Origin of the sequence: Niastella vici (assembly GCF_002077945.1) — a bacterium.
GTDB lineage: Bacteria > Bacteroidota > Bacteroidia > Chitinophagales > Chitinophagaceae > Niastella > Niastella vici.
Map to the genome: position 1 here is coordinate 41,098 of NZ_LVYD01000054.1, position 22,392 is coordinate 63,489.

Sequence of the window (22,392 nt, forward strand, 5' to 3'; positions counted from 1 at the left end):
AGGCTATTATCATTTTGCGATTACCAGTCTTTTGCTCGTTTGCGACTGGCCCGATGTAAAGACCAGTTCATATACACCAGCTGACTTCAGATCGCCGGTGAATAAATAATTGGAACGATTGTCTCCTTTCTGTGTGGTGATCAGCCGGCCATCGGGTGCATACACCGACATGGTTACCGGCGCTGGTTTGGGCAGGGTTACCCGGGCATTAAAAGCAGCCGGTGAAGGATTGGGATATACCGTTACATCGGACAGCATATTATTCGGTGCGGCAGTCACTTTCAGGTCCTGCTGGCTGCCGCAGCCATTTGTACTGCACCGCACGGTGTATAACCCCGGTTCGGTTATGGTTACCTGCGGGTTAAATGATTGAAAGCCGTTGGGGCCGCTCCATTCCCACAATAAGCCATTGGGCATATTGTCAGCTGCATTGATGGTGAGCGGTCTACCTGCGGGCAGTTCATAGCTGGCAGCCAAAGCTGTAGGCACCGGTACATCATCGTTATTGAGATAAAACGAATCCCTGTAAATATGCTGTGCTGCATCGGTAACAACGAGGAAATATTTACCTGCGGCTAACCCGGCAATTGTAACCGGTACAGTACTGTTAGAAATGTTTTTGCTGGTTGACAATCCGCCGGTATTACGGACCTGCAGCAGAAAGGGCGACTGGCCGCCGAGGATCTTTACCTGCAGCCCGCCGGCGCGGGGCTGCGTACAGGTGGGTTGTTGTATGGTGGTTGCCAGCAGTAAGTCCTGCGCGGCTATAACAGCCCATACGGCTTTTCCCGAACTGTCTTTATTCCATACCAAATTCCTGAAATATGCTTTTCCCTGCGGGTCGAGCTTTTCCATTTTCACAAATTCCACCCCAGGCATATTGAAGCTGCCTTTCCCCGTGCGGTCAATAGCCAGCCAGTATACAGGTTGTACCGGCAAAGGGGCATCCACCGGTTTTGTATCAATCACTACATCGGTAGTGAAAGCACGCACATTGCCATAACTTTTCATCAGCCAGGTTGTTTGCAACATCACCGGCAGGCCTGCTATTTTGGGCGCAGGGGTTAACGGTTTTCCATTATCGCCCCACAACAGGAAGGAGTTATTATTTAGTTGATCAGCTGTTGAAACGGTAAGCAGGCCCGGATGGTTGCTGCTGGTGGCTTTAACCTGGTACAATGCGGCCGAATCATCGCGGCCTATGGCGGCAATGTTGTGGTGCCATTGGGGATAGTCATAGCCGCTCCAGATGGTTTCACCGGCACTGTTCAAATAGGTAGCGCCGGGTTCTGTTAAGGTAATTCCATATTTCAACGCCAGGTATGAAGCTACCTGTAAACGTTCCTGGCTGTTCAACGCCCTGTTGTAAGCAATCACCTCCGGCACATACCCCCTGAAATTCACAACAGGCAATTGCGGTGCAGTGGGTTTCATGCCAATGGTCCATGAATACATTCCGGTGTCCAGCGAGTCTTTTTCTTTGTTCTGCACATATACATTTACTTTAGGCTGTGCACGCACCACATCAATATAATTCATGTACTGATACGCCGAAAGATCGGCCATGCGGTTGGTAGTAAGCACCAGCCCTGTTCTGGTGTCGCTGCTGAGATGCCAGATATTATTTTCGTGGGCAGTGTCGAGCGACTGGTATACGGTAAAATAGCTGGCGCTGCACAGGTCGTGCCCGGCCAGGTTCACGTTAATAGCGTTTGCGCCTGTAAATACCAGGGCCGGATGGAAATTCAGCGATGCGGTGGTGGCTTTATCAAAGGTGAGGAGGCCTGTATCGCCGGGCAGCCTGCTGCGAAGGCCGGGCGTAGTAATGCCGGTGTCGGTGCTATACCATTGTATAGCGCCATGAATACCTCCTGGCGAGGGTGACTGGCATAAGGCAGTACAGGTAATAGCCCACAGCATGCCAAGCAGTGAGCCTGTTTTGAGGGTTGCCATATATTTTGTTGGAAAAGAAAACAACAACTAGTCGAATAGCTTCTCCACACTTACTGCCACAGACAGCTCGATGACTGTATTGTTGTTTTTCGCCGTGATAAAATTGTACGAATTGGCTTGTGTTTCAACGGTATTGGTGGCGCTGTAGTAATAGCGCGCCCCTATTTTCACATACTGGTTCACATCAAAGCCGGCATCAACGGCCAGGCCAAAATTATTCTTGCCCCTCAATACATTTTGCAGTTGTTGTTGTTGCTGCAGATCGGTCCCGAAAGCATCCTGTTTGCCCGTACCCCACGACTTGTATTTAATATTCCTGGAAGCTACATTGATGCCGAGAAAAGGACCGGCGCCAAAACTGAAGTGCCCATGACCGGGAAACCATTTTGCCAGTCCCACGATGTTCATGTACTGGTAGGCAAACTCCATTTTATAATGAAAGTCTTTTTCGTAATTGCTGAAATTAACATTGCCGCCCTGCCGGGAATACATGACCTCTGACTGAAAACCCAGGGGTTGTTCTTCAAAGTTGTATTCGTAAAAAATGCCCAGGTGCCAGCCGTAACGGCCTGTTTCGGTAATGCTGTAATTTATAAAGTAGGGTTCGCTGAGGATGATCGTAGACAGGTTGCTGACCTTTGAGTAGTTGGCGCCCCCTTTAAAGCCAAAAGAATAGATCTGCGCCTCGGTAGTTTTGACGGTGAAGAATAGTATCAATAAAATTACAGGGGTAATTTTCAGGCCCATTGATTAATGTGTTGAGCACAAAAATCGCCTATTCGTTTAAGTAAGGCAATCCCATAAATATGGGAGAATTGGTTATATTCCGGATATATGAATTTTTGTTTATGGATCAAGCGGGTCCATTGAATTGACCTGCCGGGAATTTTCTGTTGGAAGATATTCCGTTTCCGTGGCGCTTAATTTCTTCATAGAACTGAAAGGTGTATACCCTAATTCTTTCACTACTTTCTCTTTCATTGGGCCATTGATATAATTCGTTTGCGCGGCATCGGTTACAATCAATACCGGTTTACCTGGCGGGATATTTTCATTAAAAATAATGCGATTGGTATTGCGCAGGTTGGTGGTGGTATGCCGGGCGTAGGGCTCAACAATAAGGTTATCCATAGGTATATGACATACATCTATCAGGTAATTTACCATTTCATTCGCTTCGCAATAAGGCGTTTTATTGGGATGTACATGGCCGCCTGATACTACGATAAATGGCGCCAGCCCGGCCCGGAACCGAACAGCAGCGCTGTCGCATCGCCGGGCGCCACCAGGGTCCAGCTTTACGCCAGGCTGTTCAGGACCAAGACCCGGTACCAGGATCACACTATAGGGAAAAGAATCCCATTTAATTTCTTTTGCCTTTCCACCAACATAATCGTTGTAAAATGATATATAATCGCGTTCGTAACGGATGGCTTCATTACGCCCATTTAACCGCATGGCTTCCACCGCCAGCCGAACAGGCAAAGTGAAACAGTTCATGTATTTGCCATATTTATCCAATATTACATGAACGCCGGCGGCAATACTATCGCGAAAAGCCGGATCATCATTTTGAAAACTGATGGCATCTATTTTCGGGTACAGCGGTGCACGTCCTTCAATATAAACACCCAGGATATTATTAAGGCCGCGTACCTCTGTTTCCCAGGCTTTGCGAACAAAAGCTGTATCATCCTCCCCTTTAAAAAGAACGTAAGGACATACAATTTTAAAGCTGTCGACCCATTTCCTGCATTCGTATCGTGTTAACGATAAACGCACCAGCTCATCACCAATGGTTTTTATCTCTGCGCCCGTGAATTGCAATGAACTACCAAAGCAGCTTGCTGTTTCGCAGTTCTTAATTCCATCAAGAGCATCCCGCTGTAGCCTTGCCCGTATAGCATCCAGGGGTTTTGAATTCCTGATATATTGCCCCATAGGAAAATTAAGCTCGTAAATGAAAGGAAAGAGCTTCCTGTACAGCTTATCCTCTCTAACAAGATTGGCAAACGCATTGGTCGTTCCAACCAGTAGCACAAGGCAGCAAAAAAGAATTCTGACAACGGAATATTTCATCATATTTATTTCAAATCCATTAGTTCCGGAAAGAGGCCGGAGTGATCACCAGTGAAATCATTTACCAACATCCCTTGCTACTACTTCACCGGGCGCCTGCTTACAAATATAGCCCACTGCCCGCTTTTTTACTGAATTAACGGAGATACCACATGGCGCAACGGCGACATCCGGGTTGCAGCCATAACCTCTCAATGAAATGTCCACAACACACATTCCAGAAGCATCTTCTCCCGATAACTACAAAAGTTTAGAAGATCGGAGCTTATGTTGCTTCGGAAATGACTTACCAGGCTTCGGAAATGGCTTACCAGGCTTCGGAAATGGCTTACCAGGCTTCGGAAATGGCTTACCAGGCTTCGGATGCCGCATTTTGATGTAACTATGCCGCATTTTGATTCAACTTTTTGTACTCCAGGCTCACATTGGAGCATCCCTGCCCAAGGTTGGGTCATACCTGAATGGATTTACATCATACCCGAATGGATTTGCTCTATACCTGGCTAAGATTATACCATACCTTACTTAGGTATAGCCAAATCTTATGCTGGGACGTCGAATTCTTTGCTACTGATATCAAAAAGTTGGTTACTGATGTTCCATAATGAAATCTGTATACAATATTTTGAGATCGGGATTTTGTATAATTACAGCTGGATAATGTATAGTTAGTGCGGGGAGTTATAAAAATATCGACTTATAAATAAAACTTACCTAGTAAAAATCTCTAAGGATACAATCATGTAATTCCAGGGCGCTATCATACTCCATGTTAATATAACATTTACCTGCGGCGGGATAGCCACTGGTGTCATCCAGGCCTCCTATTGCAACATCAATACAGACATGTGTAAAACCTCGAAAATCAAATTTCATTTTAACGCTCATCACAGTAAATTCATCATGTATAGATAATTCCATTTCATATAACTCGTCTTTGTAATTGAATACACTGAAAATCTCACTTTCCTTTCCTTTGAAAAAATCATTTTTAAGTTTGTCCTGAGTAAAATAACTCCCAAAAGAACCCTTCACATTTTCAATATGCTGATTTAAAAGGGTTTTATTATTTTCCATATTCATTACTTTGATTGTCAGCCCCACCTGTTTTAAAAGGCTCCGCTGGTAAGCCGGCCTTATTGAAAAGATTCGGTTCGGCATCTTCCTTCCAGGCAAATTGCAGCGCCACCGGATCAGGCACTTCCCGTGAGCTTACCAGTACATAATTTTTCTTAACTATTCCTGTAGCCGCATAAAACCTGCCATCTGCTCCCGCCAGTTCAAAGCCTGTGATCTTGCTGCCATCATGTACTTCAAGTCCGGATTCAGGATTCGCGAAATTTACGCGGGCCTGATGATCATTGAAGCGCACGGTTGAAATGCGCGGACCTCCTGAAACCTGCTTTACATGATAAGTGTGGTCAAGTGCCAGCCAGGCCAGTCGTTTTCCAATTTCCCATTTGTAAGTAGGATGAATATCATCAAGATTGTCCTCGAGGTCGGTGGTAATAATGCGGGCCGTGTTTTGTGTAGAAGTCAGCACTTTATCCTGGGCCGCGCGGAAGAAAGCCAGGCTGCGGTCGTTCAGTTGCACCTTGCCTTTACCTTTGGAATGACTATAGTAGAATGGCGCAATTTGTACGTAATAAAAAGGAAGACTGCTATTATTCCAAAGACCCCGCCAGCTCTTAATAAGCAACAACATATTCCGGGTGTACTCCTCGCGCTGATCTAACATGCAATTGGTTTCGCCCTGATACCAGAGAAAGCCTTTTAGCGCATAGGGTGCGAGGGGTTGAATACGACCGGCGAAAAATTTACCAGCCGGTTCTTCCCCTGATTGTAAAGTATCCAGGCTTTTGGCAGCCGGATGTGCCGGCAACCAGGGCTCAATAGCCGAGCCGGAAACAGAGGCAGCTATCATGCCCACGGGCACCTGCAAGCGCGCTTGTAATTCCCGGGCATAATAGTAACCGGCTGCAGAAAACTGCCCTACCCAGGGATATTCCCCTCTTTGCCATCCTTTATTACGATCAGTAGGTTTGGTCAATTCCCGGTTCACCAGGAAGAGCCGGATTGCCGGATTATTTTCCTGGGTCACCTGCACCGAATCAAGCCCATGAGATCGTTTGGCCTTATAATAATGAGCGCTTCTGTTCATGGTGTATTCCATATTGCTTTGTCCGGAACAAAGCCATACCTCCCCTACCAGCACATCTTTGTATTCAATGGTATCTCCACTGATCACGAAAAGTGATTGCCCGTTGCTGTTTGCAGGCATAGCATCGAGCCAGAGTTGGAACGAACCATCTGCACCGGCAACCGCTTCTTTCACTTGTTTATCAAAGATCAATTTCACCGGAGCGCCTGCCGCGGCCTTTCCCCAAACCGGTACCGGCTGATTGCGTTGCAATACCATATGATCGCCAAAGACCAGGGGCAATTCAGGTTTGGCAGCGGCGTTCAATGCCCAAAAGGATGCGATGTAAAAAAATAGAGATTTCAGGGCTTTACTGTTTTAATGGAACAAAGATGATCAGCAGCTCATAGTCAGTTGCACCAGCTTCAAATTTAATTTATGGATGGCTTGCTACCATCATGCACCTTCGGCCTGAAATCCTTCACTACGGAGTGCATTGCGACAATGCTGTTTGTGAAGAAAAGCCTTTATTGTAAATTGTACAATATTACATTAACCTTCATTCTAATCTGAAACAAATGTACCGTCGAATACCTGTATGTATTAGCCTGCTGGTTTGTTGCGTTATCTGTTCTGTTACCGTTTTCGCGCAAAGGCAGGGAAACATTTTCACTTCTGATATTGATCATTTCTGGATAACGATGGGGCGTTATAAGGAAAGTCCGTAATCAACCAGGTGCGACCTAAGCTCCAACATTGCCTGTTATGATTTCTCAGGCCCGTTTGCAATTGGTTACTTTAAAAAACCGTTCAGGTAGGTCAAAATCGTTGTTGTCTGCATCATCAGGCTTACATGCCCTTGTGAAGGAACAATGGCCAATTGTGATTTTGGCATTGCTCCAAAATCAGCACATACAGCACCACCCAACAATTTATATGTTTTTATCAATTCAATTTTATCCAATCCATCATTGTCACCGGAGATGATCAATACAGGCGCAGAAATTTTAGAAATATTAGAATCGCCCTGGTTGAAAGGCACTCCGGCGTAAGCAATCATCTGCTCTAAGAACTTTGTCCATTTTGTTTTATCAGGTGCCACAGCATCGTATGCGGCTTTCATAGGAGTGTTCGCAAAAAGTTCAGGCTTCATTGCCTTAAACGCATTGTTTATTTCGGGTAGCCAACCATTACTTTTATAAGTAGCAGAAATGATCACTAATTTTCTTAACCGTTTAGGGCTTTGTATGGCAAACTGGTAAGCCACAGCGCCGCCAAAACTATATCCTGCTACATCAGCACTGTCAATTTTCAGGTAATCCATCACTCCTTCTACATCACTTGCTAAAGTAGTATGCGATAATTTTCTATCTGAAAACTGAGTATGCCCATGTCCCTGCAATTCAATGGCAATTACTTTCCTGGTTTTTGACAGCTCAGGGATTAACTGGCCCCAGTTCATATCAATTGTCATAAAAGCACCATGTAATAAAACTAAAGGCCTACCCTCGCCGTATACTTCATAATAAACTTTGATGCCATTAACAGGTGCGTAACCGCTGTTGGAAGGTTTGATTTGTTGTCCGTTTGACCGGGATGCTGCAAACATTATTACAATTAGCAGTATTGATTTAAGAGCAGTACGTGTTTTGAGCAAATTTTTCATTACGCTGGTTGAATTTTAGTTTGAATGTTATTGACAACTCAAAACTAGCATTCACGTCCGGATTTGATACGGTGTAAAAACGACAACTTAGGGGGTGAATTATGCCTAAACAGGTCTATTTCGTACTCATCGCCCGGTTACTATGGGGGGTAGACAATAGCTTATTTAAAATATTCATCAACTTCCATAACTTACACCCGCATTTTTTAACTAATAAATGCCCAAACAGCCAAACAGCAGAAATATTTAAAAGCAATTTAGCATGTTTATAGTTTCATTGTCATACAAAAAAGCAAACAGCGAGGTAGATAAATTTCTTGAATCACATATCAAATTCCTGGATAAATACTACTCGGAAAAGAAATTTATTTTTTCCGGAAGGAAAAACCCAAGAACTGGCGGAATTATATTAGTTCGCAACGTTGACAAAAACAGTTTGCAGGAAATTATCAAAGAAGATCCTTTCTACCAGAATGAGATTGCCGACTACGAGATCACTGAAGTCATTCCAACTAAATATGATGAAAATTTTGCCTGTTATATAGAGTAGCCCATTTATATTTTAGTTAAATTGCCGCCGTTGAAAAAAATACCGGTCAAACATATCGCTTCTACGCATAAAGAACAAAGCAATAAAGGTCGGTTCAGCATCAGAGAGCTATCAAAAGTATTGAAAGGGAAAGAACTGGTGCAGAAACTTCATAAACACGACTTTTATTTTGTTCTGGCATTGGAAAAAGGCGCCGGTGTTCATGAAATTGATTTTATCAGCTACAACATCCACAATTATGCGGTCTTCATTCTTCGCCCCGGCCAGGTACATCAACTTCAATTAGCAGCAAAGTGCACAGGTTATTTGATGGAATTTGATAATTTATTTTATCAGCCAAAGAATAGCATAACAGCGCAACGGTGGAAGAAGGCTACGAGTAAAAACTATTGTACAGTAAAGGATACCCGTTTCAAAAAACTACTTTCATTTCTAACAAATATTTCTACCGAGTATACTGCAAAACAGGAGGGTTTTATTGAGGCAATAAAGGCCAATCTCGATCTTTTCTTCATCGAATATGTGCGCCAAAGCAATAATCCAGCTCAAATTTCTAACACAACAAATACTTACACACAGGAACGTTACGAAGATCTGCTAAGGCTTTTGGAACTCAACATCACGAAAATAAAAAATGCGTCGCAATATGCCGACCTGCTAAACCTGTCTTCTTACCAGCTAAACTCCATTACAAAAGCTTCTGTAGGGAAAACAGTATCGGAACTTATCAACGATCAAATAATCCTGGAAGCAAAAAGGTATTTATTAGCCACTCCCAACCAGATAAAGGAGATAGCCGATCACTTAGGCTATGAGGACATTTCTTACTTTATAAGATTTTTCAAAAAGCATACAGGCTATTCGCCAGAGGCGTTTAGAAAGAACTTTAAATAAGTCCTATTCAACTTTATCGCTGTCCTACCATACCCCCTCCTGCCTGATCTACTTTTGCATATAAATAAAAAACACTAAAAGTAACAGGCATGAAAACAAAAGAAAAGCTAATAGCCTCTCTGAAGATCTGGATAGTAATATACCCTTCTATCACCCTATTCCTTTTTCTTTTTGGCAAACAGTTGTCAATACTTCCATTGTACCAAAGAACATTCCTATTGACTATTTCATTGGTACCCTGGATGATGTTTATTGCTGTGCCGCTCCTTGAATTTATGATCAGCAGGCTTTCAAAAAAGAGTGATGCAAAATAACGTTGCGCATCGCTCACGCTCAGGCTATAATAAACCAAACGGTTCCTTCAAAACCATATTTGTAAATATAAACGCAAAATCAGAAAATGAAAATTGTTATCGTCGGTGCATCAGGCACCATGGGCAGGCATTTGGCCAGTGCTTTTGAAAAAGACCATGAAGTTATAAAAGCAGATCGCCATAGTGATGACGTCAAGGTAGATATAACGTCGCCCGAATCAATTGAGAACATGTATAAGAATATTGGTTCTTTTGATGCATTGATCTGCACAGCAGGCCCAACCTATGTGGGTCCATGGAAAAATTTAACAGATAAAACGTTTCGCAATGGAGTAGAAGGTAAAATGATGGGACAGATCAACCTGGTACTTATTGGCCAACACTACATCAACGCCAAAGGCTCTTTTACATTAATCACCGGCGCGTTAACCCATGACCCGCAAAAGAATTTTGCAAACGCATCGGCCGCCAATGCAGCGGTGGAAGGATTTGTACGGGCGGCAGCCATTGAACTGGAAAACGGTATTCGCATCAATGCGGTTAGCCCGACCGTAATAGAAAAATCACCGCAATACTTTCCCTATTTTCCGGGCGAAATACCCGTTACCATGCAGCAACTTGAATACGGCTTCAGCAAAAGTGTATTTGGCGCGAATACCGGTCAAATCATCAAGCCTTATTAGCCCTTTTAGAAATACCAGGGTCGTTGCCATACAAGGTAACGACCCATAATGGTTCATTTTAGGGCAGCGTTATTGCTACGCTTTCCTGATTGTACGTGTATTAATTCCAAGAAGGGAATACAGCGGACATACCCCTACCAAACTGGTAAGCACAAAAATGACTGCTATCCCTATTAGTACGTATCCCCAGGTTCCGGTGATTATATTAGTCAGAAACAGAATAACAACAACAGCAGCTATCAATATCCTGATCATCCGGTCGGCAATACCCATATTTTTTTTCATAAAAAAATATTTTGAATGAAGAATATATTTTCTCTCATCACGCCTTCCCGATCTCCAACACTATCCGGCCTTCAATTTCTCCTTTTTTCATTTCTTCGAATATCGTATTGATATTTTCAAGCCGGGCGGCATGTACAGTGGCTTTTACTTTTCCTTCAACCGCAAATGAGATTGCTTCCTGCATATCCTTTCTGGTGCCTACTATTGAACCTCTTACCGTATAGCGGTTCAATACGGTTTCGAATATGGGCAGATCAAAACTTCCTGGTGGTAACCCATTAAGCGAGATGGTGCCTTTACGGCGTAGTGCGGAGAGCCCCTGTTTAAATGCAATGGGTGAAACAGCAGTAACCAGTACGCCATGCATACCACCAACCATTTTTTTCAAATATGCCCCTGGATCAGCCTCTCTGGCATTAACGGTCAACTCAGCACCCAGGCTCTTCGCCAGTTTCAGCTTGTCATCCGACACATCGATGGCTGCCACGTGGAGCCCCATGGCTTTGGCATATTGTACGGCCAGGTGCCCCAACCCGCCAATACCCGAAATGGCCACCCATTCACCGGGTTTGGTATCAGTTTCTTTTAGCCCTTTATAAACGGTAACACCGGCGCAGGTAATGGGAGCAATTTCAAGAAAATTAATATTGGGTGGGAAATGCGCAACATAACGCGCATCGGCAGTTACATATTCCGCATAGCCGCCATCAACGCTGTATCCGCCGTTCTGCTGGCTTTCACACAACGTTTCCCATCCCGTAATGCAGTAGTCGCAACATCCGCAGGCACTGTATAACCAGGGTACGCCTACGATATCGCCTTCTTTCAAATTCTGCACATCGCGTCCCAGCGCCACTACATAACCAACGGCTTCATGTCCGGGAATTAAGGGAAGCTTAGGCTTAACAGGCCAGTCGCCTTCACAGGCATGCAGATCGGTATGGCAAACACCGCAGGTTATCACTTTTACAAGTACCTGGTTAGCGCCCGGTTCTTTTACCGGCACTTCTTCTATTTGCAGCGGTTTTCCAAACTGATGCAGCACTGCAGCTTTCATTGTTTTTGGTATCATAAAAACAGGTTTGAAATGATTGTTACAAATTTATTTGCAACATCTCTGCTTTTAAATGATACCGGTCAAAGTGTGCACTGATTAAAATCACCGTGCTGGGGAATGCGCCACTCATTACATTAGCTGCCTGCAACTTTATATACAGTAACTGCATCAGGCACGGCACACCCATGCGGTTTCCCCTATTATTTATGAAAGTTGTAATCAACCACAATTCCGTTGACCAGCATTTTTGAGCCGCTATAGGTCGTTTTTCCGCCGGAAGGTACGCATACCAGTACAACCGCCTGCCGGGGAGATAATCTGACGCGTGTGGCACCTGAAACCCCATGTGCCATGTAAGCTTCAGAGATAGTATTATACAGATCAAGCTTTTTGCCATTTCCAAGTAACAGCTCCACTTCCCTGGATTCATTATAAGGATTATACAAAAGACAGGTAGGATATGCCTCATCGTGAAAAAAATCAGTAGCAAGCAGATCAAGCTGCAGAATACCGGCAACGTTAGTGTTATGTATAATGCTTCCAAAAATGCCTGCATGTGCGCTTCCATAAACACTTAACTGCGAAACCTCGGGATTCTTACCGGGAACCCATTGGGGGCCGTCGCCTTGTGCAACAGGTGCTAACAGGCCGGCGTATTGGCTATAACCTGAAGTATGAATTATTCCTTCATAACCAATAACGCCCCTGGCAATATGCGCCAGGTGGGGAATTGTCTGGTGTTCCTTTGGCATATATTGAGGATAAAAGAACCTGCAAGCATTCGCTGCATTCAACATCCATTTACCAATAGCTGCAGCATAGGCTTTGTTATAACGGACTATAGGCAGCAGCGGCAGGGCTGCATCATAGGTATTCATTAAAAAACCATATCCGCCATGATCAGTAGTACTGCCAACTATCCCTGAAATATCTATCCCATTCCAGTTCCCCACCAATACGCCCCAGCCTTCCCTGCAGGCTGCCGTTCCGTCAAATGTCCAGTCAAGCATTTTTTGCAGATTGAAGTTTTCGCCCAGCTCAGCATTCATCCTGGCAGCCAGATAAGCGGCGAAAGGCATCAATACTTCATAATTGGGATTGAACTTCACCTTCCCAAGCGATCTTAATGCATTGACCGCGGCCTTCAGGTAACGGCTGTCACCAAATTTCTTATAGGCGGCATATAAAACCCAGGCCTGCCCTGCCGCTGCATCCGGCTGTACGCAAAGACTGGATTTTACAGGTATCATGCGGGCATAATCGAAAAACGAATATTCATAATTACCCTGCAACACTGAGTCTGCCCGGCAAAATTTTTCAGCAATGCTGCGGGCCAGCGTATCGAGCCCTGGTTCATGCGGGTATTTATCATAAATGGCATAAAAAAGCACATTCGGAAAAACATCATACCACCAATCGCGACCATAACCACCGCCTAACATTCCAACCTGCGGGCAGGTATTATTCATCATGATATTCCACCCCGCATCTTTATTAAAATAATTTTTTAACATGCTTACATAATTCAATCCCTGCCGGTTGGTTTTATCAATATCAACCAATGATGCGCCCAATACCGAGCCCATAGTTGCTACGGCTTCATGAAACATCCCTTTATTATTTGTGGGCCCCTGGCGAACATCACCAATGGCAGTATATAAGCCAACCACCGGCTGAGGAAAATTTCTGCCGCTGCTGTCTTTCCATACCAATGGCCAGCAACTATCTGTAGCGTTAAAATCAAATACTGTACTGTCGAAACGCAGTGCCAGTTGCCGGTAATCTATTACATGTAAAGGCCGGGGCAGGTCAGGCATCTGATCTACCCGGGATATATGTTTTTGAATAACCTGTTTTTTCCCTTGTGAAAAACAGGTGAAAGAAAAAAAGCAGCAAACAGCTATATTGAACAGATATTTCATAATTATTTTCAGATAATATTTCGTTAATATGATCAATTAATGGAGTTTACTTTAGCCAGTAAATTTGCCTGCCTGATAATCTTCTTTGCCACCATCACCGATGCCAGTTGAAACAACGCTATAATTATAATTGCATAGCGTAACGCAATTTCGGTTGACAGGGCATAGGCCAGCACAATAAAAGTGCCCGCGCCCAGGAAACGGCCTGCATACAATCCTGTTTCATGGTTTAAAATGTAAGCGAATTCACCCCGGTTCTCTATTTTCGACACCACATCAATTACCCTGAACTGTATAGGAAAATAAGCCAAATCGAGCAGGGGTTTGGCAATAAGCAAACACAACATGAATAATAAAACCCCCGTCTTATTAAATAAGATACCATTTAATAAAGCGGCCAGTGCAAACAATACCAACCCGGCAGTAAAAATGCGTATGCGGTGAGCAGGGCCGGTAAAGCGTCCTAAAATATACATAATGAGTGCTGCAAATACGGCTCCCGCCGACTGCACAGTCCCCAGCGTGCCTTCCTTTCCGAGTATGAGCATAATAAGCATGGCTGGTGCGGTTACCAGAAAGCCCTGGGCGAGTCCTTTTAACAATGCCATTACCAACAGCCGGTTCCACAACGGATGAAACTTCAAATAGATGTACTTATTATTAACCGGGTTACCAAAGCTTCCTTTATAACAAACTACTGATGCAATAACAGTGATCAACAATACAAGCCCGGTTATAATTTTATACGCCTTGTGGATCTCTGTGTTCCCGTGGTGCAACTCAATGAACCAGCCGATAAATACCGGAACCACTACGGCAATGATGGTATAAAAAAATGTTTCGAGTCCATAGTAATAATTGCGGTTATGGTCGCTGGTGGTGGCCAGGGCCAGGTAATCGCGGTTGGCCCAATAAAACCCAAATGAAATGCCCATGATAATGCCGGCTATTCCGATACCCGTTAAATTGAGGGTTTTAAGCGACATCATAATGATCATCGAAACTGCACTCAACATCATACCCGCAGCATACAATGATTTTATATTAAAATACCTGAGCAATACTCCGTTCAATAAAAATGTCAATGGTATGCCGGTATAAATGGTAAGCTGATAAACAACTACTTTAACCGGGTCGTTTGAATTACGCATTACGTAGGCGGCGACAAAAATATCTATAACAGGAAGCACAAAAGCATATACCAGGTTTGTTAAAACAAGTATCCTGAAATTGTGCGGCTGCTTATTGAACTGTCCTATTTCGTTCTTTATTTTATTCAGCATGTTGCCATTTTAATTGTGAACATATTTCCTGTATAGAGAAAGTGGCTGCACAAACATGTTCATCAGAGGCGCCGTAATAGATCACCAGCCTGTCACCGTCTACAATATGCCCGTTGGTAAATACCACATTCCCAAAAAAGCCAGTCAGTTCATAAGGCGCCGAGGGTACCATAACTGGCAATTCGGTACGCGCCAGCACTTTTGTTGGTTCTTCCAGATCAAGCAAAAAAGCGCCCAGGCAATATTGGTGCCGCCCGTTGGCGCCGTGATATATTTGGAGCCAGCCCATAGCGGTTTTAACAGGGGCAGCGCCGGCACCCACCCGGGCGCTGTCCCAATATCCTTTGCGCGTTTTAATAATACATTGATGATCTCCCCAATGAAGGCCATCAGGCGAAGAGGCGATCCAGATATAATTACCACCTATATCTACACTGCTTGGCCGGTGCAATGCATAATATTTACCATTTATCTTCTCTTCAAAAATGGCGCAGTCCTTATTGTGCGGCGGCAATATCATCCCGTTCAATTGAAACTCTTTCCAGTCACGGGTAGTTCTCAAGCCCACACCTACCCCATTATCCGAAACGGCGGTATAGGTAAGATAATAAGTGCCATCCAGCTCTGTTACCCGGCAATCTTCAATTCCGAAATACTCCAGCGGCCCTTCCCCAACCAGTACAGGATATTCATTGGGCTCATAGAACTGTAACCCGTCATCACTGCAAAGCAATCGCAAATGTGAAAGGGTGGTAAGGTAATCGGTGCCTTTATACGTTATAACCCTGGCATCTGTGGCAACCAGGCCAGGATCATTCAATGGGATCTCAATAATTTGCATACCCGCGGCACTTAATACCGGAAAAGAAATATAACCCGGCTTTTGCTTTGGCCTTTCGGCAACTCTCACCAACAACCATACTTTGCCGTTAAAACGGAATACGCCCGGATTCAGCAGACAGGCAATTTCGAGGTACTCATGGCTGGGGTTCAGGCTGGCAGGCGATAACAAAGGATTCTGCTCAAATCGTTTTGCGATATCTTTCATATCAGTTTGCTTTCAAAAAATAATTGTATGTAAAATTGAGGGCATAACGGTACCGGATAAATAATGGTACGCGCAGGGCAAGGTTTTGTCAGGAGAGGCCATAAAGGCCTCTCTGATCTTAATACAAGCCTGCTATCTAATTAAAATCAGTACCCTGAATTCTGAGAAAGTCCTAACAGGTCGGCTTCGCGCTGAGGAATAGGCAACAGGGCATTCTTCGGCTGCCATCCTTCGCCATAATCTTTGTAACCCGTAAGCGGATTGGCCAAAGCAGATTTAGCCAGCACGGTGGCGGCGAGCCCCCACCGAACAAGATCGTAATAACGATGTCCTTCAAAAGCAAGCTCAACCCGTCTTTCGTGTTGTATTGCCGTGAGCAGATCATTTTTATTACCTGTAGTAACCGGTGGCAATACGCCTCCTCCGGCGTTTGCGCGGGCCCTGGCCCGAACTATTTCAAGTGCGGCTTTAGCGTTATTGAGGTCGTTCAACTGCAGATATGCTTCCGATTTCCATAAAAGCACGTCGGCATACCTGATATATACATAGTCAATGCCGCCGTCGTCGAGGGGATTGAAATTGCCCAAAAACTTCTTAACGCAATATCCCGTAAGCGAAGCCGATACATCGAACGCCGTACCGTCAAAATAGGTGTCGCCTGCTTTAAAAAGTGTTGCCTTGATCCTGGGGTCGCCTGCTTCATATTCATTTACCAGGTCCTGTGTAGGCAAATTAAAGCCCCAGCCAATGCCACGCGGTGCAAATACGGCGTTCAAGATGGATCCCTGCGAAGGTGTTTTACCCGCATCGTGCCGCGAAGCGAAAATGAGCTCACTCCCCTTTTCTCCCGAGCCGTTGAAATTGTCGGCATATTTGGGCAACAGGGCATAATTACCCGTGTTTTCGGCCAAAGTAATTTCGTCGAGGCATTTTTGCCAAAGCTTACGGTACAAATATGTTTTGGCCCATAATGCATGGGCAGCACCACTTGTTGCCCGCTGGTAATCAGTAACGGCATAAGAAGCCGGTAATACCGATGCAGCCGTTTTAAGGTCTTCGTCTATTTGAGCATATACTTCATCAACGGAATTTCTTTTTGTATTGTCGTTGAGGCCTTTCTCGGGTATTAATAAGGGCACCGCACCAAAGTTTATTACCAGACGGAAATAGTAGAAGGCACGTAAAAAACAGGCTTCACCTTTTATGCGCTTCAGTGTAGCGTCGTTGAGGTCAGGGGCTTTTAAACCATCCTGCTGAAGAACTGTGTTGGCAGCGTTGATACCTTTGTAATTGAACCGCCATATACCCAGCACATTATTATTGGTGGGGAATATAGCAAAGGTTTGCATCCGGCGCATATCTTCCTGGTCGCCGAGACCGCCGCCGCCTTTTACGGCATCATCACTCATTACATCGCCTGTTACCCAGTCGCGCGGAATGGCCGCGCCGGCATCCCAATCCCAGCTACCACGCCACCGGTTGGTTAAAGGTTCATATGCGGCGTCTATGGCTAAAAGAAAATCGCCGGCCTGTGTAAATACATTCGATTCGGTAAGTTGTCCCTGCGGAATTTTATTCAATTGTTTGGTACATCCAAACAATAATATAGTAGTTATTATAATTAATGTTTTTTTCATAAAGCAGTTGTTTAGAAATTTAGCTGAATACCTACGGTGAAAGATCTGGCGGGAGGATAGGTTCCCATGTCGATGCCAATACCCAGATCGCCATAATTGGCCAGATTGTCGTTGGTATACAACTCGGGATCAGCGCCTTTATAGCGGGTTATTGTTGCCAGGTTCTGTGCGCTTACAAACAGCCGGGCATTGGTTATTCCGATTGTCTGCAGCTTTTTCTGTGAAAAATTATATCCGAGCACCACATTTTTCAATCGCACATAAGCTCCACTTTCTATATAGCGGTCTGATGTACGCCTGTTGTTATTACCATCCAGATACGTTGCCCTTGGTATTTTGTTGCTGGTTCCTTCGCCATGCCAGCGATTGTTGTAAAAATCAAGTTTTGTATTAAAGCCCCTTGAATCAAAGCTGTTGATTATATTATCCACTTCATTGTAAATCTGGTTGCCACTTACGCCATTTACAAACACGTTCAGATCGAAATGTTTATAGGCTACAGTACCGTTTATACTGTACAGGAATTTTGGCAACCCATGACCAATGATGCTCCTGTCTTTATCATCAAGCACCCCATCGTTATTGATGTCGGCAAATTTAATATCGCCAGGTTTTGCGTTTGGCTGTATGAGGTTGCCGTTTTTGTCTTTATAACTATCGATCTCATTTTGGTTCTGGAATATTCCGGCTGTTTTATAACCGTAAAACGAGCTTACACTCTCTCCTTCCTTCAGTAATATGAGTCCATTGCCTGCACTGATCAATTGTTCTTTTGATTTATATAATGAGGTAACCTGGTTGTTTACGGTAGTTACATTACCGGTCACATTCCAGTTCCAGTCATTATGCGCCTGGCTGTAATTTACGGTAACATCAAGGCCCCGGTTGCGCATGCCCGCTCCATTTACATACGGAGGTGCAGCGTCGCCGTTGGTAAAGGAAACAGGCAATTGAATAAGAATATCGCTGGTATTCTTTATGTAGTAGTCTACAGATACTTTAACCCTTCTGTTCAGTATGGCAGCATCAAAACCTATATTGGTTTGTTCGGTAGATTCCCATTTTACATCGGGATTGCCTTTGCTGACGACCTGTAAAACATTATTGGTGGTTGAATATATAGTTGAAAACGGGTAAAAGCCAATTTCCTGGTTGCCGAGGCGTCCCCAGCTTCCCCTGATCTTCAGATCATTCATCCACGTAATTGATTTCATAAAAGATTCACGGGCCACATTCCATCCTAAAGAAAAAGAAGGGAAATAACCCCTGCGGTTCTTTTCGCTGAAACGCGAAGAAGCATCTGAACGGAGGCTGGCAGTGGCCAGGTATTTTCCCTGGAAAGCATAAGAAGCCCTTCCAAAATACGACATCAGTGCCCATTGCTGTTTTACTCCATCTGCAAATTGCTGTCCCGTGCCATACACCAGGTATTGGAGATCGCCATTGTTATCAGAACGGGCATCGTAGCCATTGCGGGAGGCAGACAGGTAATCAGCTGTGTAGGCAACGTATTCTGTTCCTGCAGTTATGTTTACGTCGTGGTCATCTTTAATATTCCTTGAATAGGTAAGCACGTTGGTCCAGTTCAGCGTGTTGAACCGGTTCCTGAACTTATCAACTGATCTGTTCAAATCTGTCAGCGTTGTTCTGTCGCCCGGGATCTGCCCGGTATAGGTCTGTTGTTCGTTGGTATAATAGTCAAGGCCAAAATCGGTCCTAAGTTTAAGTCCTTTCAGCAGCTTTGCTTCGGCAAATACATCGCCTACCAACCGGTACCGGTTCAGGGTATTATTTCTGTATAAAGCAATCGCCAAAGGATTTTTTCCGTCACCGTAAAGGTTAGGGTTCTTATAAAGGGAAGCGGGGGGCAGATCGCTCAATAACCCTGTTGCCGGATCATATACCGGAATGGCATTAGGTCTGATAAGGGCATATCTTACCACACCGGGCAAACTTCCGGCCCTTCCTCCATCGCCCGAAGCGCCAACGCTTTGATTGCGGTCGAACGTGATATTTATATTCTCCCCAATACGAAACCATGATTTTACATCTGACACAACATTGGTCCTGATACCATAACGTTTAAAGTACGAGTTTACAATGATGCCTTTCTGATCGACGGTATTGCCTGAGATGTAATAGCGGGTTTTATCATTACCACCCGAAAAGCTCGCATTGTACTTCTGGGTTATGCCCTGCCTGTAAATCACATCCTGCCAGTTGGTATTGGGTAATTTTGCGGGATCATCAGTATTCCTGTTACTGTTTCCATCATTGGCAAACGCTTCATTCTGCAACTGTATATATTGCGAAGTATTCACCATTTTGGGTTCATGGCTTACAGCGGCAATACCTAAAGAAGCATCTATGTTTATCATATTCTTTCCGGCAGCACCCGATTTTGTGGTTACGAGAATTACCCCATTGGCTGCCCGGGCGCCGTAAATAGAAGCGGCTGAAGCATCTTTTAAGATCTCTACAGATTCAATATCTGAAGGCGAGATGGTGGTAAGACCGCTGTTCACCGGTATGCCATCAATTATATACAGCGGGTTGTTATTGTTTAAAGTGCCGATACCCCTGATGCGAACAACAGCTTCGGTGCCGGGCGCGCCGGTTGGTGAAGTAACCGTTACTCCCGCAGCCATACCCTGCAATGCACTTCCCAGATCGGCCGATTGCGTTCTTACCAGCTCACCGCCCTTTACTGAAGAGGCGGCCGCAGTTACAAGCGACTTACGTTGCGAACCATAGGCTATTATGGTAACCTGTTCCTGCTGCTCGCCGGCATTCATTAACTGTACCTTTATGAACGACTTCCCTGAAATATTAACTTCCACAGATAGCCGGCCAACAAAACTGAATAGTAAAACGTTACCTGAATTGTCGGGAATTTCAAGCTCAAATTCTCCATTTGCGCGGGTAGTAGTGCCTATCGACGTTCCCTTTATTGAAACAGAAACCCCTTCAAGCGGTTTCCCGTCTTCATCAGTAACACGGCCCTTTACCGGTTTTGCAACCGGTTTTTGTTCAACGATTTTGGCAGGAACTGCCGTAACTACCGGCCTGCGTTTCAGCACTACTGTTTTATTTATGATCTCATAGGTGAGATCATCGTTTTTCAGCAGGAGATTCAATACCGTTTCAATAGACGCATCCTTAACATCTATGTTCACTTTTCTTTTTCCGTCGAACAAATTGTCTTCATACCAGAATACAAATCCCGTTTGTTTTTTAATTTGTCGGAACACATTTGATAAAGGTGTATTCTTCTCCTGAAGAGTGATCTTTTGTGCATGCACATTAGCACTTACGTGCAGGCAGGCAACAAACATAAAGATGGCTGTAAATTTCATTATCAACAGCGTTTTGGTTATAAAGCTTCGCCGGCAAAACGAAGCACCCTCCTTTTTGTAAAGGAGTTTACAATTAGCAGTCAATTGCATACATTTGTTTTGTTTGGGTTAATGAAAAAGCAGTCTTCGCCGATTGTGATTTTGGGTTAACCCGAACTTACCGCCGGAGGTGCTTCCATCACTTCCGGCTTTTTTTCGGCTTAACAAATCACTCAGTTAGATTTTTAAGTTGTTATAAAAAGCTTTACGATATAAATATTTTCATGGCCTTACCTTTATTTTTCTGCCTTCGATAGAAAAACTTATGTTACTGGCCTGAAGGATCTGTAATAATTGTGAAAGTCCCGCCGATCTCGGCACTTCCCCTGAGAAGGTCCTGTGGGGCATTACGCCGTCGTATTCAACATCTACATTATACCACCTTTCTATTTGCCGCATAATACCGGTAATATCCATATTCTTAAATGAAGTGTAGCCGTTTTTCCAGGCAACAGCCAGGTCTACATCGGCATTGGGGATCATTCTGAATTCGCCCTGATCGCTTAATTGTATTTCCTGTCCCGGCGACAGTAAACTGCTTTTATTTCCTTTGTATACTTTAACTTTTCCTTCAAGCAGCGTGGTGTTCAATGTTTTTTCATTATCATATGCCATTATGTTAAAGTGGGTGCCAAGCACTTCCACCTGCATTTGTTTTACATGTACTATAAATGGCAGGCGTTCTTTTTTATCATATGCTTTGGCCACCTCAAAATAAGCTTCACCGGTAAGTTCTACATCCCGCGTTTTTCCTTTGAAGGCAGTAGGATAACGCAGGGAGGAAGCAGCGTTCAGCCATACGCCTGTACCATCGGGCAATGTAACATGATACTGACCCCCGCGGGGCGTGCTGAGGATATTATAAAATATAGCAGACTGGCTGCCTGTACCAGTATAGGCAATAGCCCCGTCTTCCGTTTTAATAATGGCAGTATTATCTTGTCGTGTTATTTCGCCTGTATTGGCACTGTCAAGAACCATTACTGAGCCGTCGCCCAACTGCAAGGTTGCTTTGTTGTCACCGGGCGCCAGATCCTTAACCGGTAAAGCTTTCTGTTGCACAGCTACAGGAAGATCCTTTTTCGGCTTTTGATGAATGAAATAATAAACTATTGATGCAGATAAAGCGATAATCAGGATCGCTGCTGCCACCCTGGTTAAAGTAAACAACCGGCGTACCGGAGCGGCCCTGCTGCTTAAATCTCCTGCATTTTCCAATAACTTTCCGTACAACTGTTCCCAGTTAACACCGGTATATGCTGATGCGTCTTGTGTTTCAATTAATAAACTGGCAATATGCTCTTTAAGAATGGAAGTATCCTTTGCTGAAGCCATCCAATGAAATAGTTCCTGCTCTTCGGCGGCAGAAGAAATGCCCCGCGAATATTGCTGCAGCAAATACATGACCCTGTCGTTGGAGATAGGCATAGCAATCATTACTATTCTTTAAAACGGGTTGTTATGAACCCGCATTAAAATAGAGTCG

Annotated in this window: 18 protein-coding genes; 4 read left to right on the top strand and 14 right to left on the bottom strand. The window is 44.4% G+C overall.

What is annotated here, in order from left to right; all coding sequences use genetic code 11:
* Nucleotides 1-9: 9 nt before the first annotated feature.
* The 6 genes from A3860_RS21980 to A3860_RS22005 form a co-directional block, all read right to left on the bottom strand.
* On the bottom strand, nt 10-1,953 hold the full coding sequence (locus tag A3860_RS21980; RefSeq protein WP_081149957.1) for a T9SS type A sorting domain-containing protein: 1,944 nt from the start codon (nt 1,951-1,953) through the stop codon (nt 10-12).
* A 27-nt stretch (nt 1,954-1,980) separates the two neighbouring features.
* Nucleotides 1,981-2,700, bottom strand: a complete 720-nt coding sequence (locus A3860_RS21985; protein ID WP_081149959.1) for an outer membrane beta-barrel protein — start codon at nt 2,698-2,700, stop codon at nt 1,981-1,983.
* Nucleotides 2,701-2,799: 99 nt separating this feature from the next.
* Complete coding sequence (locus tag A3860_RS21990) at nt 2,800-4,035, bottom strand: YdcF family protein (protein ID WP_081149962.1); 1,236 nt, start codon at nt 4,033-4,035, stop codon at nt 2,800-2,802.
* A gap of 711 nt (nt 4,036-4,746) precedes the next feature.
* A complete protein-coding gene (locus A3860_RS21995; RefSeq protein WP_143774217.1) occupies nt 4,747-5,109 on the bottom strand; it encodes a hypothetical protein in 363 nt (120 codons plus the stop codon).
* The gene (locus A3860_RS22000; RefSeq protein ID WP_081149967.1) at nt 5,099-6,499 is read right to left on the bottom strand and encodes a sialate O-acetylesterase; all 1,401 of its coding nucleotides are present in this window, start codon (nt 6,497-6,499) and stop codon (nt 5,099-5,101) included. Before A3860_RS22000 ends, A3860_RS21995 begins: the two co-directional genes overlap by 11 nt.
* Nucleotides 6,500-6,965: 466 nt before the next feature.
* Nucleotides 6,966-7,838 (bottom strand): alpha/beta fold hydrolase, encoded by an 873-nt coding sequence (locus A3860_RS22005; protein ID WP_081149969.1) that lies wholly within the window; start codon nt 7,836-7,838, stop codon nt 6,966-6,968.
* Nucleotides 7,839-8,100: 262 nt separating this feature from the next.
* Between A3860_RS22005 and A3860_RS22010 the strand changes: the two genes are divergently transcribed.
* From A3860_RS22010 to A3860_RS22025, 4 genes are all read left to right on the top strand, one after another.
* Entirely contained in the window at nt 8,101-8,388 is a 288-nt protein-coding gene (locus A3860_RS22010; protein ID WP_081149971.1) for a YciI family protein, read from the top strand.
* A 30-nt stretch (nt 8,389-8,418) separates the two neighbouring features.
* On the top strand, nt 8,419-9,282 hold the full coding sequence (locus A3860_RS22015) for an AraC family transcriptional regulator (RefSeq protein ID WP_081149974.1): 864 nt from the start codon (nt 8,419-8,421) through the stop codon (nt 9,280-9,282).
* A gap of 89 nt (nt 9,283-9,371) precedes the next feature.
* Nucleotides 9,372-9,596 (top strand): hypothetical protein, encoded by a 225-nt coding sequence (locus tag A3860_RS22020; RefSeq protein ID WP_081149977.1) that lies wholly within the window; start codon nt 9,372-9,374, stop codon nt 9,594-9,596.
* Between the two features lie 86 nt (nt 9,597-9,682).
* Complete coding sequence (locus A3860_RS22025) at nt 9,683-10,279, top strand: short chain dehydrogenase (protein WP_081149979.1); 597 nt, start codon at nt 9,683-9,685, stop codon at nt 10,277-10,279.
* 75 nt (nt 10,280-10,354) lie between these two features.
* Here A3860_RS22025 and A3860_RS22030 read toward each other — a convergent pair whose 3' ends face one another.
* The 8 genes from A3860_RS22030 to A3860_RS22070 all read right to left on the bottom strand — a co-directional run bounded on the left by A3860_RS22030 (nt 10,355) and on the right by A3860_RS22070 (nt 22,343).
* On the bottom strand, nt 10,355-10,564 hold the full coding sequence (locus A3860_RS22030; protein WP_081149982.1) for a YgaP family membrane protein: 210 nt from the start codon (nt 10,562-10,564) through the stop codon (nt 10,355-10,357).
* A 37-nt stretch (nt 10,565-10,601) separates the two neighbouring features.
* Complete coding sequence (gene adhP, locus A3860_RS22035; RefSeq protein WP_081149985.1) at nt 10,602-11,636, bottom strand: alcohol dehydrogenase AdhP; 1,035 nt, start codon at nt 11,634-11,636, stop codon at nt 10,602-10,604.
* A gap of 185 nt (nt 11,637-11,821) precedes the next feature.
* Nucleotides 11,822-13,543: a hypothetical protein gene (locus A3860_RS22045; protein WP_081150200.1), complete on the bottom strand. Its 1,722-nt coding sequence runs from the start codon at nt 13,541-13,543 to the stop codon at nt 11,822-11,824.
* Between the two features lie 32 nt (nt 13,544-13,575).
* Nucleotides 13,576-14,826: an MFS transporter gene (locus A3860_RS22050; RefSeq protein WP_081149990.1), complete on the bottom strand. Its 1,251-nt coding sequence runs from the start codon at nt 14,824-14,826 to the stop codon at nt 13,576-13,578.
* Nucleotides 14,816-15,874, bottom strand: coding sequence for a glycoside hydrolase family 130 protein (locus A3860_RS22055; protein WP_081149993.1), 1,059 nt, complete (start codon nt 15,872-15,874; stop codon nt 14,816-14,818). The genes A3860_RS22050 and A3860_RS22055 overlap by 11 nt, the downstream gene beginning before the upstream one ends.
* 146 nt (nt 15,875-16,020) lie before the next feature.
* On the bottom strand, nt 16,021-17,511 hold the full coding sequence (locus tag A3860_RS22060) for a RagB/SusD family nutrient uptake outer membrane protein (protein ID WP_081149996.1): 1,491 nt from the start codon (nt 17,509-17,511) through the stop codon (nt 16,021-16,023).
* A gap of 11 nt (nt 17,512-17,522) precedes the next feature.
* Complete coding sequence (locus tag A3860_RS22065) at nt 17,523-20,867, bottom strand: SusC/RagA family TonB-linked outer membrane protein (protein WP_158085320.1); 3,345 nt, start codon at nt 20,865-20,867, stop codon at nt 17,523-17,525.
* A gap of 261 nt (nt 20,868-21,128) precedes the next feature.
* Nucleotides 21,129-22,343: a FecR family protein gene (locus A3860_RS22070; RefSeq protein WP_081150002.1), complete on the bottom strand. Its 1,215-nt coding sequence runs from the start codon at nt 22,341-22,343 to the stop codon at nt 21,129-21,131.
* Nucleotides 22,344-22,392: the final 49 nt, after the last annotated feature.

Excerpts from the sequence above, each read along its gene's own strand:
- A3860_RS21980 (WP_081149957.1), bottom strand. The coding sequence starts at position 1,953 with ATGGCAACCCTCAAAACAGGCTCACTGCTTGGCATGCTGTGGGCTATT.
- A3860_RS21985 (WP_081149959.1), bottom strand. The coding sequence starts at position 2,700 with ATGGGCCTGAAAATTACCCCTGTAATTTTATTGATACTATTCTTCACC.
- A3860_RS21990 (WP_081149962.1), bottom strand. The coding sequence starts at position 4,035 with ATGATGAAATATTCCGTTGTCAGAATTCTTTTTTGCTGCCTTGTGCTA.
- A3860_RS21995 (WP_143774217.1), bottom strand. The coding sequence starts at position 5,109 with ATGGAAAATAATAAAACCCTTTTAAATCAGCATATTGAAAATGTGAAG.
- A3860_RS22005 (WP_081149969.1), bottom strand. The coding sequence starts at position 7,838 with ATGAAAAATTTGCTCAAAACACGTACTGCTCTTAAATCAATACTGCTA.
- A3860_RS22010 (WP_081149971.1), top strand. The coding sequence starts at position 8,101 with ATGTTTATAGTTTCATTGTCATACAAAAAAGCAAACAGCGAGGTAGAT.
- A3860_RS22020 (WP_081149977.1), top strand. The coding sequence starts at position 9,372 with ATGAAAACAAAAGAAAAGCTAATAGCCTCTCTGAAGATCTGGATAGTA.
- A3860_RS22025 (WP_081149979.1), top strand. The coding sequence starts at position 9,683 with ATGAAAATTGTTATCGTCGGTGCATCAGGCACCATGGGCAGGCATTTG.
- A3860_RS22030 (WP_081149982.1), bottom strand. The coding sequence starts at position 10,564 with ATGAAAAAAAATATGGGTATTGCCGACCGGATGATCAGGATATTGATA.
- adhP (WP_081149985.1), bottom strand. The coding sequence starts at position 11,636 with ATGATACCAAAAACAATGAAAGCTGCAGTGCTGCATCAGTTTGGAAAA.
- A3860_RS22045 (WP_081150200.1), bottom strand. The coding sequence starts at position 13,543 with ATGAAATATCTGTTCAATATAGCTGTTTGCTGCTTTTTTTCTTTCACC.
- A3860_RS22050 (WP_081149990.1), bottom strand. The coding sequence starts at position 14,826 with ATGCTGAATAAAATAAAGAACGAAATAGGACAGTTCAATAAGCAGCCG.
- A3860_RS22055 (WP_081149993.1), bottom strand. The coding sequence starts at position 15,874 with ATGAAAGATATCGCAAAACGATTTGAGCAGAATCCTTTGTTATCGCCT.
- A3860_RS22060 (WP_081149996.1), bottom strand. The coding sequence starts at position 17,511 with ATGAAAAAAACATTAATTATAATAACTACTATATTATTGTTTGGATGT.
- A3860_RS22065 (WP_158085320.1), bottom strand. The coding sequence starts at position 20,867 with ATGAAATTTACAGCCATCTTTATGTTTGTTGCCTGCCTGCACGTAAGT.
- A3860_RS22070 (WP_081150002.1), bottom strand. The coding sequence starts at position 22,343 with ATGATTGCTATGCCTATCTCCAACGACAGGGTCATGTATTTGCTGCAG.